This is a genomic window from Streptomyces kryoterrae (genome assembly GCF_054072135.1).
In genome coordinates, this window is record NZ_CM133358.1 from 7839029 (window position 1) to 7855415 (window position 16387).

Annotated in this window: 14 protein-coding genes and 1 pseudogene; 7 read left to right on the forward strand and 8 right to left on the reverse strand. The window is 69.8% G+C overall.

The window, feature by feature from the left end:
- Positions 1 to 171: 171 nt before the first annotated feature.
- From ACW4TU_RS34775 to ACW4TU_RS34795, 5 genes are all read left to right on the forward strand, one after another.
- Positions 172 to 738 carry a TerD family protein gene (locus ACW4TU_RS34775; protein ID WP_164316392.1) on the forward strand — a complete coding sequence of 189 codons (567 nt, stop codon included), beginning with the start codon at positions 172 to 174 and terminating at the stop codon, positions 736 to 738.
- Between the two features lie 50 nt (positions 739 to 788).
- Entirely contained in the window at positions 789 to 2843 is a 2055-nt protein-coding gene (locus ACW4TU_RS34780; RefSeq protein WP_457419794.1) for a TerD family protein, read from the forward strand.
- Between the two features lie 286 nt (positions 2844 to 3129).
- Positions 3130 to 4131 (forward strand): TerC family protein, encoded by a 1002-nt coding sequence (locus ACW4TU_RS34785; protein ID WP_457419796.1) that lies wholly within the window; start codon positions 3130 to 3132, stop codon positions 4129 to 4131.
- A 126-nt stretch (positions 4132 to 4257) separates the two neighbouring features.
- The gene (locus ACW4TU_RS34790) at positions 4258 to 4572 is read left to right on the forward strand and encodes a DUF1330 domain-containing protein (RefSeq protein WP_457419798.1); all 315 of its coding nucleotides are present in this window, start codon (positions 4258 to 4260) and stop codon (positions 4570 to 4572) included.
- 321 nt (positions 4573 to 4893) lie between these two features.
- On the forward strand, positions 4894 to 5994 hold the full coding sequence (locus ACW4TU_RS34795; protein ID WP_457419800.1) for a calcium:cation antiporter: 1101 nt from the start codon (positions 4894 to 4896) through the stop codon (positions 5992 to 5994).
- A 13-nt stretch (positions 5995 to 6007) separates the two neighbouring features.
- Here the strand turns inward: ACW4TU_RS34795 and ACW4TU_RS34800 are convergent.
- Positions 6008 to 6180 (reverse strand): annotated as a pseudogene (locus ACW4TU_RS34800) (MFS transporter); the annotation flags it as partial.
- A 185-nt stretch (positions 6181 to 6365) separates the two neighbouring features.
- Between ACW4TU_RS34800 and aroQ the strand changes: the two are divergent.
- The gene (aroQ, locus tag ACW4TU_RS34805; protein ID WP_457430477.1) at positions 6366 to 6809 is read left to right on the forward strand and encodes a type II 3-dehydroquinate dehydratase; all 444 of its coding nucleotides are present in this window, start codon (positions 6366 to 6368) and stop codon (positions 6807 to 6809) included.
- On the opposite strand, the gene ACW4TU_RS34810 is transcribed toward aroQ, so the two are convergent.
- From ACW4TU_RS34810 to ACW4TU_RS34830, 5 genes are all read right to left on the reverse strand, one after another.
- Complete coding sequence (locus tag ACW4TU_RS34810) at positions 6810 to 7538, reverse strand: amino acid ABC transporter ATP-binding protein (RefSeq protein ID WP_457430479.1); 729 nt, start codon at positions 7536 to 7538, stop codon at positions 6810 to 6812.
- 35 nt (positions 7539 to 7573) lie between these two features.
- On the reverse strand, positions 7574 to 8482 hold the full coding sequence (locus ACW4TU_RS34815; RefSeq protein WP_457419802.1) for an amino acid ABC transporter permease: 909 nt from the start codon (positions 8480 to 8482) through the stop codon (positions 7574 to 7576).
- A complete protein-coding gene (locus tag ACW4TU_RS34820; protein ID WP_457419804.1) occupies positions 8479 to 9366 on the reverse strand; it encodes an ABC transporter substrate-binding protein in 888 nt (295 codons plus the stop codon). The genes ACW4TU_RS34815 and ACW4TU_RS34820 overlap by 4 nt, the downstream gene beginning before the upstream one ends.
- A gap of 316 nt (positions 9367 to 9682) precedes the next feature.
- Complete coding sequence (locus tag ACW4TU_RS34825; protein WP_457419806.1) at positions 9683 to 10339, reverse strand: MBL fold metallo-hydrolase; 657 nt, start codon at positions 10337 to 10339, stop codon at positions 9683 to 9685.
- Between the two features lie 30 nt (positions 10340 to 10369).
- The gene (locus ACW4TU_RS34830; RefSeq protein WP_457419808.1) at positions 10370 to 11056 is read right to left on the reverse strand and encodes a maleylpyruvate isomerase family mycothiol-dependent enzyme; all 687 of its coding nucleotides are present in this window, start codon (positions 11054 to 11056) and stop codon (positions 10370 to 10372) included.
- Between the two features lie 223 nt (positions 11057 to 11279).
- Here ACW4TU_RS34830 and uvrA point away from each other — a divergent pair, with 223 nt between their 5' ends.
- Entirely contained in the window at positions 11280 to 14270 is a 2991-nt protein-coding gene (gene uvrA / locus ACW4TU_RS34835) for an excinuclease ABC subunit UvrA (RefSeq protein WP_457419810.1), read from the forward strand.
- A gap of 109 nt (positions 14271 to 14379) precedes the next feature.
- On the opposite strand, the gene ACW4TU_RS34840 is transcribed toward uvrA, so the two are convergent.
- Both ACW4TU_RS34840 and ACW4TU_RS34845 read right to left on the reverse strand, forming a co-directional pair.
- The gene (locus ACW4TU_RS34840; protein WP_457419812.1) at positions 14380 to 15291 is read right to left on the reverse strand and encodes a carbohydrate kinase family protein; all 912 of its coding nucleotides are present in this window, start codon (positions 15289 to 15291) and stop codon (positions 14380 to 14382) included.
- On the reverse strand, positions 15288 to 16352 hold the full coding sequence (locus ACW4TU_RS34845; RefSeq protein WP_457419814.1) for a LacI family DNA-binding transcriptional regulator: 1065 nt from the start codon (positions 16350 to 16352) through the stop codon (positions 15288 to 15290). Before ACW4TU_RS34845 ends, ACW4TU_RS34840 begins: the two co-directional genes overlap by 4 nt.
- Positions 16353 to 16387 lie beyond the last annotated feature (35 nt).

A 16387-nucleotide genomic window follows, 5' to 3' on the forward strand; every position in this document is an offset into this window, starting at 1 on the left:
CGCGCAGTGTTGCAACACCGACACAAAGTGCGCCCGAGGCTTCGGCACTGTCAGTGCCCCTGCGTAGGGTTCAGGTCATCCGCGGACCCCGCGGAAACAGGGGACGGCTCGAGAGGGGAACAGCGCGTGGTGGACGTATCCAAGGGTGGAACGCCCAGTGGCAGCGTCAATCTGACCAAGGGTCAGGCCATCAACCTGCAGAAGAACGACGGGGGCACCCTCACCGCGGTGCGCATGGGCCTCGGTTGGCAGGCGGCTCCCCGGCGTGGCCTGTTCGGCTCGCGTACGCGGGAGATCGACCTCGACGCCTCTGCCGTGTTGTTCGCCGACAAGCAGCCCGTCGACGTCGTGTTCTTCCGTCATCTGGTGAGCGACGACGGTTCCGTGCGGCACACCGGTGACAACCTCGTCGGCGGTGTCGGCCAGGGTGGTGACGACGAGGCGATCCTCGTCGACCTGCCGCGGGTGCCGGTCCACATCGACCAGATCGTCTTCACCGTGAACTCGTTCACGGGCCAGACCTTCCAGGAGGTGCAGAACGCGTTCTGCCGTCTGGTCGACGAGACCAACGGTGACGAACTCGCCCGCTACACACTGGACGGCGGCGGTCAGTACACGGCCCAGATCATGGCGAAGGTGCACCGCGCGGGCACGGGCTGGCAGATGACCGCCCTGGGCACGCCTGCCAACGGCCGCACCTTCCAGGACCTGATGCCGGCGATCCTGCCGCACCTGTAGCCGGTCCCGGGCAGCCACGGAACAAGAGAACAACACGGGGGACGAGGGCGATGACGGCCGAGCTGGTCCGGGGACAGAACCATCCGCTCTCCCAGGTTCGCCTCGAAGTGCGGATCTCGGCCGGCGCGCCGATCGTGGCCGGGGCCACGATCGGCGACGAGCAGGGCAAGGTCCACGGCGTCGAGTGGGTGGCCCACCCCGGTGCGCCCACTCTCCCCGGCCTGGAGGTCTCCAAGCAGGCGGCGGCCGACCACCGGCTCGCCGTGGACCTTGATGCCATGCCGGAGTCGGTGCACCGGGTCAGCGTGCTGCTCGCCCTGCCGTCCGGTGTGGGCGGGCCGGTCCGCTTCGGCGCTGTGGCCGCGCCCGTCGTCGCCGTCACCGGTCTGGACGGCACCGAGGTCGCCAGTTACACGATCACGGGCCTGGAGGCCGAGTCGGCGGTGGTCGCCCTGGAGCTCTACCGCAGACAGGACGCCTGGAAGGTGCGCGCCATCGGCCAGGGATACTCCGGCGGCCTCGCCGAACTCCTCGCCGACCAGGGCCTCCCCGAGGCCCGCCGGCTCGCGGACGTCATCGACGCGGCGGTGGCCCGGGCCCACTCCCGCTCGGTCGCACCCCCGCCGTCCCGCACGCAGGACGGCGACCGCACCCGCCGGACCGCGTCGTCTCCCGCTCCCCCGCAGTCCGCGTCCCCGTACGCGGCTCAGGGGCCGCAGGACACCCCGGTTCCCGGCGCACCGGAGCAGGCCGGCCCGGTGGTCCAGGGCGGCCAGGGCACTGGTTCCGCCCAACCCGCGTCACCGTACGACGTCCAGGACCCGCAGCACACCCCGGCGCAGGCCGACCCTTCCGCCACCCCGCAGTCGTCCGCCGCCGCCGGAGCACCGATCAACTACAGCCATCCCAGCCGCCGTACGGCCGCTCCGCCCCCGGCCCCGCCGACCGCGCCCCCGGCCCAGTCAGGACAGGCGGCGCGGCCGGTCGCGGGGGACGCCACCGGATGGTCGATGGACGAGCGGCTGTACAACCAGGTCTGGGGCATGTTCGAGGACCTGGCGCGTACCGTCGCCGCGTACCGCAGCGCCGTGGACTTCGCCGACTCGCGCCTTGAAAAGGAGATCGACGAGGCGCTGGCCGATCCCCGCAGCAGGGTCGGCGGCCGGGGCGACGCCGCGCGGGAAGCGGCCCGCGCCAAGCAGGCCCAGCTCGTCGACCAGGCCCGTGCCGCGCTCGACCGCGACCTCTCCCAGCTCGTCGCCGAGGCCGAGGTCGTGGAGCCCGCGCTGCCCCTTTCCTACGCGCGCTGGGACAACCCTGTCTGGCACGGCTACCGCGTACCGATGGAGATGCCCATGGCGCTGCGGCTGGGCGACCTCCGGCTGCCCGAGAGCGCCGAGCTGAGCATTCCGATGCTCGTCCGGCTGCCGTTGGAGCGCGGCCTGTGGATCGACAGCGGCGGTGAGTCCCTCGACGGCTCGCTCCTCGACTCCGACGAGCTGCGGCGGCTCGCCATGGACACGGCGGTCACGCACGCCGCCCGGCTGCTAGCCGTCCATCCGGCGGGAGAATTCGCCGTGCACGTCATCGATCCGGCGGGCTCGGGCGCCCCGGCCCTCGCGCCGCTGGTGCGGACCGGTGTGCTCGCGGGTCCGCCCGCCGTGGGAGCCACCGGTGTCGCGGACGTCCTGGGCCGGCTTACCCAGCGCGTCGACCTGGTGCAGATGGCGGTGCGTGGCGGCGCGGCCGACGCACTGCCGCCCGACCTGGACACCGCTCAGCAGCTGTTGATCGTCAATGACTTCCCGCACGGCTTCGACGACCGTGCGGTGACCCAGCTGCGCTACCTCGCGGACGAGGGCCCGGCCGTCGGCGTCCACCTGATGATGGTCGCGGACCGCGAGGACGCAGCGGCCTACGGCCCGTTGCTCGACCCGCTCTGGCGTTCGCTCATGCGACTCACTCCGGTACCCGACGACCACCTTGCCGACCCGTGGGTCGGCCATGCGTGGACGTACGAGCCGTCGGTCGTCCCGAGCGGCAGTCAGGTGCTCGAGCAGGTGCTCAGCCAGGTCGCGGCGGCCCGCCGCTCATGGAACCGCTGACGCCCGCAGACCGTTCACCAAGCATCCGCAAAGGCTTCTGACCTGGGTACTTTGATTTTCTTTTACCAATCTCTTTACCTTCTCTTGGTGATTGGGGTACTGTTTTCCCTAACGGAGGGGAGTACTCCCTACCTGCTGCGGCGTACCCGTCAATACGGATCAGTCCAGATCCCGGGGCGTCGGCCCGCAGGCATCCGGGCGCGTGAAGGAGCCCGACTGTCGCGGGTGGAAGAGACCTCCGGTAGCGACGACGCTGAAATTTGCCGTTACTACTGCCGGAGGCGCAGTGAATGTTTCCCTGGCCCTATGGGTCCTGACCATCGTGGGTCTCGCCGCTCTGATCGCGGTGGACTTCTTCATCGGGCGCAAGCCCCACGACGTATCCATCAAGGAAGCCGGCATCTGGACGGTTGTCTGGATAGCCCTGGCCGGGCTATTCGGCCTGGGGCTGCTCGTCTTCAGCGGCGGTGAGCCCGCCGGTGAGTTCTTCGCGGGCTTCATCACCGAGAAGTCGTTGAGTGTCGACAATCTCTTCGTCTTCGTCCTGATCATGGCGAAGTTCGCTGTGCCCTCGCAGTACCAGCAGCGGGTGCTCCTCGTCGGTGTCCTCATAGCGCTCGTCCTGCGGGCGATATTCATCGCCGCCGGCGCCGCGATCCTCGCGAGCTTCGCGTGGGTGTTCTACATCTTCGGTGCCTTCCTCATCTGGACCGCCTGGAAGCTGATCCAGGAGGCCCGCACCGACGACGAGGACGAGGAGTTCGAGGAGAACAAGCTGCTCAAGGCTGTCGAGAAGCGGTTCGGTGTGGCCGACCGCTATCACGGCACCAAGCTGTGGATCGAGCAGAACGGCAAGCGGATCATGACGCCGATGCTGGTCGTGATGCTCGCGATCGGTACCACGGACGTCCTGTTCGCCCTCGACTCGATCCCGGCGATCTTCGGCCTGACCCAGGACCCGTACATCGTCTTCACCGCCAACGCCTTCGCCCTGATGGGACTGCGTCAGCTGTACTTCCTCATCGGCGGCCTGCTGAGGAAGCTGGTCCACCTCTCGTACGGTCTGTCGGTCATCCTCGGCTTCATCGGCGTCAAGCTGGTACTGCACGCGCTGCACGAGTCGGGTGTCCACGTACCGGAGATCTCCATACCGGTCTCCCTCGGCGTGATCTGCGGGGTCCTGGTGATCACCACCATCACCAGCCTGATCGCCTCCAGGAAACAGGAGGCGGCCGAGGCGGCGCAGAAGGAGAGCGAAGGCGCTCCGAAGGACAGCATCGGCGCCTGACCACGTCGGACGTAGGGACAACCACCATCGGGAGCGGGGCGCGGCGAATTGCCGAGCACCGTTCCCGGTGCTTCGTTGGGTGGTGAGCGTTCCCTGCCGGGGACGCCACAGCCGGGTGGAGGCATCGTGGACACAGAGGCGAAGTTCGTTCAGATCATCGACATCGAGACCGACCGGATGGAGGAGATGCAGGCGCTGGTCCAAGAGACCGACAAGCGCCTCGCCGGCCGGGCAGGCGGACCCACACACCGCCTCGTTCTGCAGGACAGGAACCAGCCCAACAGGTTCCTGGTGACGATCGAGTTCGACTCGTACGACGAGGCCATGCGTAACAGCGACGACCCCGAGACGACCAGGATGGCGGAGCAACTGGCCTCGCTGTGTACAAGGCCGCCGTCCTTCACCGACTGCGACGTACGGGAGATGACCGAGCTGAAGTAGCGGCAGCGGACACCGAGCGGGCCCCGCGAGGCGCGGACGCCGGGCATCTCCCGGCGGAGGGCGGCGCGGGGTTCCGCAGCGGCAGGCGCGGTCGCCCCGTGCCGCCGAGGGGCTCCGGGCCCGTCGAACCGGTGCGGGAGGCCGGTGCGAGGGCTCGGGGCACCGGAGCAAGCGCCCGGGAATTCGGGGCACCAGGTCGAAGCCGGGGAAGACCGTAAGGGGCAGTGCAGTGTGGAGGACCGTCTGTGGGGCCGGTGTGAGGGAGCGCGCGCGGATCGGCGTGGGCATGCGTGGCCCGAGCCCGTCTGCGAGGGTCGCTGAATGATCGTCCGGCTGCGGTCGCTCGTGACGCGGTGGACGGCCGTCGTGCCGGTTGCCGCGGTCGTCCTCCTGGTGTTCACGTGGGGACGGGATCTTCCCGGCGCGGTCGTCGCGCTGGTGACGCTGGTCCTCGCGGGAGCGGTCCTGGCCGCCGTGCACCACGCCGAGGTGATCGCCCACCGGGTCGGTGAACCCTTCGGCTCGCTCGTGCTGGCCGTGGCCGTCACGATCATCGAGGTCGCCCTGATCGTCACGCTGATGGCGGACGGCGGGGACAAGAGTTCCACCCTGGCCAGGGACACCGTCTTCGCGGCCGTGATGATCACCTGCAACGGCATCGTCGGACTGAGTCTTCTCACCGCCTCCCTCCGTCATGGGACCGCTGTCTTCAACCCGGAGGGCACCGGCGCCGCCCTCGCGACGGTCGCGACACTGGCCACGCTCAGCCTGGTGCTGCCGACGTTCACCACGAGCAAGCCGGGCCCGGAGTTCTCCACCGCCCAGCTCACCTTCGCCGCACTCGCCTCACTGATCCTTTACGGCCTGTTCGTGGCGACCCAGACCGTGCGGCACCGCGAATACTTCCTGCCGATCACCCGGCAGGGCGACGTCATCACCGCGGACGCCCACGCGGAGCTCCCGACGGCCCGCGACGTCCGGATCAGCCTGGGGCTGTTGGGCCTGGCACTGGTCGGTGTGGTCGGCCTCGCGAAGGGCGTGTCGCCCACCATCGAGTCCGGGGTGGAGGCGGCCGACCTGCCGCATGCCGTCGTCGGTGTGATCATCGCCCTGCTCGTGCTGCTTCCCGAGACCATCGCCGCGCTGCGCTCCGCGCGCCGCGACCGGGTGCAGACCAGCCTCAACCTCGCTCTCGGATCCGCGATGGCCAGCATCGGCCTGACCATCCCCGCCGTGGCCCTGGCGTCCGTCTGGCTCTCCGGGCCACTGGTCCTCGGCCTCGGCGCCACCCATATGGTGCTGCTCGCCCTGACCGTGGTGGTCGGTTCGCTGACGGTGGTGCCCGGGCGGGCCACGCCGCTCCAGGGAGGCGTACACCTGGTGCTGTTCGCCGCGTACCTGGAGTTGGCGATCAACCCCTGACCATCACCGCAGGTCACCCCGTGGCCGACATGGCGGAGAGGCGGGATACCTGCCGGGTCTCCGGCAGCATGGCGAAGCGCCGCGGACGGAACAGCGTGATCCCCTCAGATAGGCGCCCACGCCCCACCGGACCCGGCCCCCGTGCTCGGCGAGCGCCGTCGCCGCGATCGGCGTGAGCGCGCCGCCGGCCATGGAAGGCGCCCTTACCGTGCGTATAGGCGGGTGTGGTCATGCCGGGAGCGTAGGGGCCGCCCCGCTGTCGGCGCACCGTGATAAACCGGGGGCTGAGCAGCGGTCCTCGACAGGCCGCCATCCCTCAACGGACCGGAGGAACCGTGCCCCGCACCCGCACCCTCGCCAACGCCCCGATCATGATCCTCAACGGGCCCAACCTGAACCTCCTGGGTCAGCGCCAGCCGGAGATCTACGGCTCCGACACGCTCGCCGACGTCGAGGCCCTGTGCGCCAAGGCGGCGGCCGGGCACGGCGGGACGGTGGACTTCCGCCAGTCCAACCACGAGGGCGAGCTGGTCGACTGGATCCACGAGGCACGCCTCCACCACGCCGGCATCGTCATCAACCCCGGCGCCTACTCGCACACGTCCGTCGCGATCCTGGACGCGCTCAACACCTGCGACGGCATGCCGGTGCTGGAGGTCCACATCTCCAACATCCACCAGCGCGAGACGTTCCGGCACCACTCGTACGTCTCACTGCGCGCCGACGGTGTCATCGCGGGGTGCGGTGTGCAGGGGTACGTGTTCGGGGTCGAGCGGGTCGCCGCGCTGGCGAAGGCGGCGACCGCGGAGGCGTGACTACAGCCGCCCCGCCTCCACGATCCGACGCAGGAACTGCCGCGTGCGCTCCTGCTGCGGATCGCCGAACACCTGCTCGGCCGTGCCGCGTTCCAGGACCACGCCGCCATCGAGGAAGCAGATCTGGTCCGCGACATCGCGGGCGAAGCCCATCTCGTGCGTGGCCAGGACCATCGTCATGCCGTCGCCCTTCAGGTCCCGGACGACGGCGAGGACCTCGCCCACGAGTTCCGGGTCGAGGGCCGCGGTGATCTCGTCGAGGAGCAGCAGCCGGGGGCGTACGGCCAGGGCGCGGACGATCGCGGCCCGCTGCTGCTGGCCGCCGCTCAGCCGGTCCGGGTACTCGCCCGCCTTCGCGCCGAGCCCGAGCCGCTCCAGCAGCTCACGGGCGTACTGCTCGGCCGCCGCCCGGTCCACGCCGTGCACCCGGCGGGGGGCGAGGGTGATGTTCTCCAGGACGGTCATGTGCGGGAAGAGGTTGTACGCCTGGAAGACCACACCGATCCGGCGGCGCACGGCGTCCTGGTCGGTCCGCGGGTCGGTGATCTCCTCGCCGTCCAGCCAGATCGCGCCGTCGTCGATGTCCTCCAGCAGGTTCGCGCACCGCAGCAGCGTCGACTTGCCGGAGCCGGACGCGCCGATCAGAGCGGTCACCGTGTGCGGGGCGACCTCCAGATCGACGTCCCGCAGGACGACGGAGTCACCGAAGGCCTTGCGCACGGACTCCATACGGAGCACGGGGGAGGAGGAGTCGGGGATGTCGCTCACAGTGTTCCTCCCTGCGCCCGCTGCCGGTCCATCCGGGCCGTGACCCAGTCCGTGAGGCGGGTCATCGGGATGGTCAGCGCGACGAAGACCAGTCCCGCGACGATGTACGGCGTGTAGTTGAGGCTGCGGCCCACGATGATGTCGGCCGCGCGTACGGCGTCGACCGCACCGCCGATCGAGACCAGCCCGGTGTCCTTCTGCAGTGACACCAGGTCGTTCAGCAGCGGCGGCACCTGACGCCGTACGGCCTGGGGCAGCACGACGTACCGCAGCGCCTGCCGGTTGGTCAGCCCGAGCGAGCGCGCCGCCGCCCGTTGCGACGGGTGCACGGACTCGATGCCGGCGCGGAACACCTCGGCGACGTACGCCGAGTACGTCAGCGTCAGCGCCGTACCGCCGAGAAGTACCGGGTCCACGGTGATGCCCTGGAGCCGCAGCGCCGGGACACCCAGGACGACGATCATCAGGTTGATGATCAGCGGGAGGCCGCGGAAGAAGTCCGTGTACGCGGCGGCCAGCGCGCGCAGCGGGAAGAACACCGGGCCGCGCAGCGTGCGCGCGATGGCGATCAGCATGCCCAGGACGAGCACCGCGACACCGCAGATCAGCAGCAGCCGTACGTTGAGCCACAGCCCTTCGAGGACCTTGGGGAACGCCTCGCGCGCGTACTGCCCGTTGAAGAACGTCTCCTTGGTGCGCGGCCAGCCCGGCGCGCTCACGACGACCAGATAGAGGACGACCCCGGTGACCAGGGTGGACAGCGCGGCGATCGACGTGGCGCGGCGCGCACGGGTGTGCTTGTACCGCTCACGGTCGATCCGCCGCTGCGAGGGGACGTAACCGTCGCCCCGGTCCGGCATGTCGCCCGGGTCCTCCTGCGCGGACTCCTCCTTCACTGCGGTCACTTGAGCACCGGAGCGGCGACGGCGTCCGACAGCCACTGCTTCTCGATCGAGGCGAGGGTGCCGTCCTTGCGCAGGGCGTCCACCGCGGTCGTCACGCACGAGGTGAGCGCGCTGCCCTTGTCGAGCACGAGCCCGAACTGCTCCGGCGTACCGCCCTGGTTCTCGAACTGTCCGACGATCTTCGCGTCGGTCACCTCGGCGGCGGTGATGTAGAAGGCGGTCGGCAGGTCGACGACGATGGCGTCCACCTGGCCGTTCTGCAGCGCGGACTTGGCCTGGTCGTTCTTCGCGTACGCGGCCGGCTCCTGGGTGGGCTTCACCACGTCGTCGATGTAGTTGAGGCTGGTGGTGCCGACCTGGGCCCCGAGCTTGAGGCCCTTGAGGTCCGCGATGCTCGTCGCCTTCGCGGCCTTGGAGGTCTTCAGCGCGATGACGGCCTGGCGCACGTCGTAGTAGCCGGACGAGAAGTCCACGGCCTTCTTGCGCTCGGCGCTGATCGACACCTGGTTGATGTCGAAGTCGAAGGTCTTCGCCCCGGGCGCGAACGCCTTGTTGAAGGGCACGCTCTGCCACACGACGTTCGCCTTGTCGTAGCCGAGCTGCCGCGCCACGGCGTACGCGACCGCCGACTCGAAGCCCTCACCGTTCGCGGGCTTGTCGTCCTTGAACCACGGCTCGTACGCGGGCTCGTCGGTGGCGATCGTCAGCTTGCCCGAGGTCTGGGTGGCCAGCTTGCCCTTCGCGCAGGCGGCCGCGCCGGCCGTCCCGGTGGGTGTGGCGGCGCTCTTCTCCTCCGGCTGCGGGGCGCAGCCGACAGCGGTGGCGAGCAGGGCGACAGTGGCGGCGGAGAGCGCGCGGCGCAACATGTAAGGGGCAAGGTGCATGGCGGGAGACTGGCAGCGGACCGTGCTATTTGTCCAGGTCACACGCGGAATTGTCCGCATAATGGGAACGTGTGTTGCGTTCTTGTGAACGCCGGGGCCGCCGACCGAGGGCGGGGATCGACAGGTCGGCGGCCCGTGCCGCTCAGGAGCCGTCATCCTGGGCGGGGCTGTCTTCAGTGGACTACTCCAGGGCGTACGCGGGGAGCGCGTGCGCGCCACCGGCGCGTGTGTTCGTTTCACACGGGGCGCGCGGTCATCAACTGCACGCCCCCCGGGCGGAGTTCACCACCGTGGACAGGAGGTCTTGGCCGCCGGCTCACCAGCCCCGTGCGTGCCACTCCGGCAGGTGGGGCCGCTCCGTACCCAGGGTGGTGTCGTTGCCGTGTCCGGGATAGACCCAGCTCTCGTCCGGGAGCGGGCCGAAGATCTTCGTCTCCACGTCGTGGATCAGGCTGGCGAAGGCCTCCGGGTCCTTGCGTGTGTTGCCCACGCCGCCCGGGAAGAGGCAGTCCCCGGTGAACACGTGCGGGTGCCCGTGCGGGTCGTCGTAGACGAGCGCGATCGAGCCCGGCGTGTGCCCGACCAGATGGCGCGCGGTGAGCTCCACTCGCCCGACACGGATCGTGTCCCCGTCGTCGACCGGCACATCGGTCGGTACGGGGATGCCCTCGGCGTCGTCCCGGCCCGCGTACGTACGGGCGCCGGTGGCCGCCACGACCTCCGCGAGCGCCTGCCAGTGGTCTCCGTGCCGGTGCGTGGTGACGACCGACGCGATGCCGTCGTCGCCGATCAGTGTGATCAGTGTTTGGGCGTCGCTCGCCGCGTCGATCAGCAACTGCTCGTCCGTGGCCCGGCAGCGCAGCAGATAGGCGTTGTTGTTCATCGGGCCCACCGCGACCTTGGTGATCATCAGGTCGGGCAACTCGTGCACATCGGCAGGGCCGCCGACCTTCACCGCTCCGCTGTACGTCATAGCGTTCAGCCTATAGCGGTGCCGCTGGACCTAGAGCGGGGGCAGCGTGGGCAGGGCGCCACCCCGGACGTCGAGTTCCGCTCCGTCGCGTCGGCCGCAGAGCCAGCCCAGCAGTTCGGGCACCGCTCCGGTGACCGTGACCTCGGGCCCGCCCGCCTCGCTTCCCGTGCTCCACGCGCGCGTGCCGTCCGTGACCATGGTGGGCGGCACCTCGGGGTGACCGGTGAACCGGTCTGTCAGAAAGGCGATCTCCCGCTCCGTGAACTCCGTCGGGAGGTCTTCGAGCTCGTACCCGATCCCCAGGTCCATGTGGTGCAGCTCGACCTCGATCCAGCGGCGGAACGGCACCCTGGAGGCGGTGTCGGTGACCCCGTTGCGCAGCTCCACCGTGCGCGACCAGTCCGCGGGCGCGGCTCCCGCCTCCTGGAAGCGGGCCGCGCTCTCGCGCACGTCCGAGAGCTGTACGTCCAGGGGGCGCGGGCCGTCCCGGCCGATGTCGGCGTCCCGGGTCTCCGCGGACGCGTACATCGGACGCCCGGCCAGGACGTTCACGAGGGCGTCCGCGTTGCGGGCGATATGGGCGAGGACGTGGCCGCGGGTCCAGCCCGGCAATCGTGACGGTTCGGCCACCGAATCGTTGTTCAATTTCGCGGCTGCGGTGAGGAGTCGTTCCGTCGCTTCGCGTACAGATGCCAGGTCGCGCGCATGATCGGCCATGAAGTCGACGATAGCCCCGCCACACGTTCGGGTGAACCCGGTGGACCAGGCCCGTAAATCGAATGTGCGTGCTATATGGTCGAGTGCGGCGTCGGGCATGCTGGATGGCCGGGGATTGTTACCACCCCAGGAATCCGACCGGCGTTGTCAGTGGCTCCCCCTAGTCTGAGAAAGCACGGGGGCCCCGCCCCTGTCACTTCTCCCAAGAAAGGTGCGGACCGGCGTGGCCGACCGTCTCATCGTCCGTGGCGCGCGCGAGCACAATCTCAAGAATGTCTCGCTCGACCTCCCGCGCGACTCGCTCATCGTCTTCACGGGCCTCTCCGGGTCGGGCAAGTCCTCCCTGGCCTTCGACACGATCTTCGCCGAGGGCCAGCGCCGCTACGTCGAGTCGCTCTCGTCGTACGCCCGCCAGTTCCTCGGCCAGATGGACAAGCCGGACGTCGACTTCATCGAGGGCCTCTCTCCGGCCGTCTCGATCGACCAGAAGTCGACCTCGCGCAACCCGCGCTCGACGGTGGGCACGATCACCGAGGTCTACGACTATCTGCGTCTCCTCTTCGCGCGCATCGGCAAGCCGCACTGCCCCGAGTGCCGTCGCCCCATCTCGCGTCAGTCCCCGCAGGCCATTGTCGACAGGGTCCTGGAGCTGCCGGAGGGCAGCCGTTTCCAGGTGCTGTCGCCGCTGGTGCGGGAGCGCAAGGGCGAGTTCGTCGACCTGTTCGCGGACCTCCAGACCAAGGGCTACTCCCGCGCGCGGGTGGACGGCGAGACGATCCAGCTGTCCGAGCCGCCCACGCTGAAGAAGCAGGAGAAGCACACCATCGAGGTGGTCGTCGACCGCCTCACGGTCAAGGACACCGCCAAGCGGCGCCTCACCGACTCCGTGGAGACCGCCCTCGGCCTCTCCGGCGGCATGGTCGTGCTCGACTTCATCGACCTCGCCGAGGACGACCCCGAGCGCGAGCGCATGTTCTCGGAGCACCTGTACTGCCCGTACGACGACCTGTCCTTCGAGGAACTGGAGCCCCGCTCCTTCTCCTTCAACTCGCCCTTCGGTGCCTGCCCCGACTGCTCGGGCATCGGCACGCGCATGGAGGTCGACCCCGAGCTGATCGTCCCGGACGAGGACAAGTCCCTCGACGAGGGTGCCATCCACCCCTGGTCGCACGGCCATACCAAGGACTACTTCAGCCGCCTGATCACGGCCCTCGCGGACGCGCTGGGATTCCGTACCGACATCCCCTTCGCGGGCCTCCCGCAGCGCGCCAGGAAGGCGCTCCTGCACGGCCACAAGACCCAGATCGAGGTGCGTTACCGAAACAGGTACGGCAGGGAGCGCGTGTACACCACGCCCTTCGAGGGCGCCGTCCCGTTCGTCAAGCGGCGGCACAGCGAGTCGGAGAGCGACGCCAGCCGGGAGCGCTTCGAGGGCTACATGCGCGAGGTGCCCTGCCCCACCTGCCAGGGCACCCGCCTCAAGCCGATCGTCCTCGCGGTCACGGTCATGGAGAGGTCCATCGCCGAGGTAGCGGCGATGTCGATCAGCGACTGCGCGGACTTCCTGGCCAAGCTGAAGCTGGACGCCCGCGACAAGAAGATCGCCGAGCGGGTGCTCAAGGAGGTCAACGAACGGCTGAAGTTCCTGGTGGACGTCGGCCTCGACTACCTCTCGCTGAACCGCGCGGCCGGCACCCTGTCCGGCGGCGAGGCCCAGCGCATCCGCCTCGCGACCCAGATCGGCTCCGGACTCGTCGGCGTCCTCTACGTCCTCGACGAACCCTCCATCGGCCTGCACCAGCGCGACAACCACCGGCTGATCGAGACCCTGGTCCGGCTGCGGGACATGGGCAACACGCTCATCGTCGTCGAGCACGACGAGGACACCATCAAGGTCGCCGACTGGATCGTCGACATCGGCCCCGGCGCGGGCGAGCACGGCGGCAGGGTCGTGCACAGCGGCTCCCTGAAGGAGCTGCTCGCCAACGAGGAGTCGCTGACCGGGCAGTACCTGTCCGGCAAGAAGGCCATCCCGCTGCCCGACATCCGGCGCCCGCTGGACCCCTCCCGCCGACTCACCGTGCACGGGGCCCGCGAGAACAACCTGCAGGACATCGACGTGTCGTTCCCGCTCGGTGTGCTCACGGCCGTCACCGGGGTGTCCGGCTCCGGCAAGTCGACGCTGGTCAACGACATCCTGTACACGCACCTCGCCCGCGAGCTGAACGGCGCCCGCAGTGTGCCCGGCCGCCACACGCGCGTGGACGGCGACGACCTCGTCGACAAGGTCGTGCACGTCGACCAGTCGCCCATCGGCCGCACCCCGCGGTCGAACCCGGCGACGTACACCGGTGTCTTCGACCACGTCCGCAGGCTGTTCGCGGAGACGGTAGAGGCGAAGGTGCGGGGCTATCTGCCCGGCCGCTTCTCCTTCAACGTCAAGGGCGGACGCTGCGAGAACTGCGCGGGCGACGGCACCATCAAGATCGAGATGAACTTCCTCCCGGACGTGTACGTCCCGTGCGAGGTCTGCCACGGCGCCCGCTACAACCGGGAGACCCTGGAGGTCCACTACAAGGGCAAGTCCATCGCCGACATCCTGAACATGCCGATCGAGGAAGCCTGTCACTTCTTCGAGGCCGTCCCGGCGATCGCCCGCCACCTCAACACCCTGCACGACGTCGGCCTCGGCTACGTCAGGCTCGGCCAGTCCGCGACGACCCTGTCCGGCGGCGAGGCCCAGCGGGTGAAGCTCGCCAGCGAACTCCAGAAGCGCTCCACCGGCCGCACGGTCTACGTCCTGGACGAGCCGACCACCGGTCTGCACTTCGAGGACATCAGCAAGCTCCTCAAGGTCCTCTCCGGCCTGGTCGACAAGGGCAACACGGTCATTGTCATCGAGCACAACCTCGACGTCATCAAGACCGCCGACTGGGTCGTCGACATGGGCCCCGAGGGAGGCGCCGGCGGTGGTCTCGTCGTCGCCGAGGGCACACCCGAGGAGGTCGCCGGGGTCGCCACCAGCCACACCGGCAAGTTCCTGCGCGAGGTACTCGGTGCCGAGCGGGTCAGTGACGCCACCTCGGTGAAGGCCCCGCGCAAGACGGCCGCCAAGAAGGCGGTGTCGGCCAGGTCGACGGCGACGAAGACGGCCGCGGCCACGAAGAAGACCGCCCCGGTGAAGAAGACGACCACTCGGGCCCGCAAGGCCTGAGCTGTCGACGAGCTCGGACCGCACGACCATCACAGCAGACACGGCGGCCCGCGGGAACTCCCCGCGGGCCGCCGCACGTCTACTGACCCCCAAGTTCAGCGAACCGGTGCTACAGCGCCCCCAGTTCGGCCGCGTACGGAGGTTCCGCTCCCGCTCGTGAACAGGTGATCGCCGCCGCGCGGGCCGCGAGGCGGAGCAGGTCGGTCCAGCCGTCGGCGCCCAGGTCGGCCAGGGCCGCCGGGGACAGCGCGTCCCGGGCCGCCAGGCCGTGCAGCAGCGCCGCGTTCACGGTGTCGCCCGCGCCGATCGTGTCCACGACGTCGACCTCCTCGCCGGGCACGGAGTGTTCTGCGCCGTCACGGGTGAAGACGGTCAGCCCGTCGCCGCCCCGGGTGACCACGACGGCACAGGGGCCGGCGGCCAGCCACTCGCGCGGAGTCCCGCCGAGCCACTTCGCGTCCTCCTCCGAGAGCTTGAGCAGCGACACCGAGGGCAGCCAGCTCGTGAAACGGGCCCGGTAGGCGTCCGCATCGGGGATCAACACCGCCCTGATGTTCGGATCGAGCGCGGTGAACACGCCCTGCGTGGCAGCGTTCCGCAACAGTTCCTCGTACGCGCTCGCGCCCGGCTCCAGGACCAGCGAGCAGGTGCCGAAGGACACCGCCCGGGCTGTGCCGGGGAGCCGAGCGGGTGCGGTGAACAGCCGGTCGGCGGTGCCCTCGACGTAGAAGGAGTAGGCGGCGGAGCCGTCCGCACCGATCGAGGCGACCGCCAGCGTCGTCGGCTCGCTGCCACGCTGCACGGACGACACGTCGACGTCTGCCGCACGCAGCCCGTCGAGCAGCGCCTCGCCGAAGGCGTCGGACGAGACGCGGGAGAGGAACGCCGTGGGCGAGCCGAGACGGCCGAGGGCCACCGCCGTGTTGTAGGGCCCGCCACCCAGCGCCGGACGCAGATCCGCGAGGGCGCCCGCCGCGCGCGGTACCAGGTCGATGAGTGCCTCACCGGCGACGACGATCATGAGACGGGTCCTTTCTCGGCCTGGCGGGAGTTCTCGGGGTGCTCCCGGTCCGCGCATCCGCACGACTCGCGATGGACGAACGCGCACGGGAGCCGCACGGTTCGCGTCGGACGGTCCGGGTCAGCCAGCCGGTCCAGGAGCAGACGTACGGCCTGGGTGCCGATGTCCTTGCCGGGCTGCGCGATCGCGGTGAGCCGGGGGGAGAACAGGTCGGCCCAGGCGAAGTCGTCGAAGCAGCACAGCGCCAGGTCGTCCGGCACGGTGAGGCCCCGCTCGCGCAGGGCACGCAGGGTACCGATGGTCATCGCGTTGTTGGCGGTGACGAGGGCGGTCGGCGGTGCCGCGAGGGAGAGAAGGACGACGGTGGCCCGCTCGGCGCCCGCCGACTCGGAGTCGCCGTGGGCCACCAGGCGTTCGTCGTGGGGCAGCCCGGCGGACGCGAGGCCGATGCGGTAGCCGGCGATGCGCTCCGCCGTCGTGCTCAGGCCGGGACGGCCAGCGACCAGACCGATGCGCTTGTGGCCGAGTGCGGTGAGGTGCGCCATCAGCTGGGCCATGGGCTCGGCGTTCTCGGCGCACACCTGGTCGAAACGCGGGGAGCTGTCCGAGGGGGTGTCGAGCAGCCGGTCCAGGAACACCGTCGGTACGTCGTGCCGTGTCAGATAGGCGACCAGGGCGCCGGGATCCGCCGAGGGGGCGACGATCATCCCGTCCACGCGTCGTTCGTGCAGCAACTGGACGACCTTGCGCTCGTGCTCGGGGTCGTCGTGCGGGTCGGCGAGGAGGAGGCTGTAGCCGTGTTCCAGAGCACCGGCCTCGACGCCCTGGAGGATCTCCGTGAAGTACGGGTTGCTGATCGCCGACACCGCGAGGCCGATGGACCGCGTCCGTGCGGTGACCAGGGAACGGGCCAGCGTGTTCGGGGTGTAGCCCAGCACCTCGATGGCGTCGAGGACGGCCTGACGGGTCGCGGGACGCACGACACGGGTGTCGTTCAGGACGTGGGAGACGGTCGCCACGGACACACCGGCGTGCCGCGCCACGTCGGCCATCGTCGCCATGGAGTTCCGCCTTCCCGTCCCGATCGGGCTTCAAC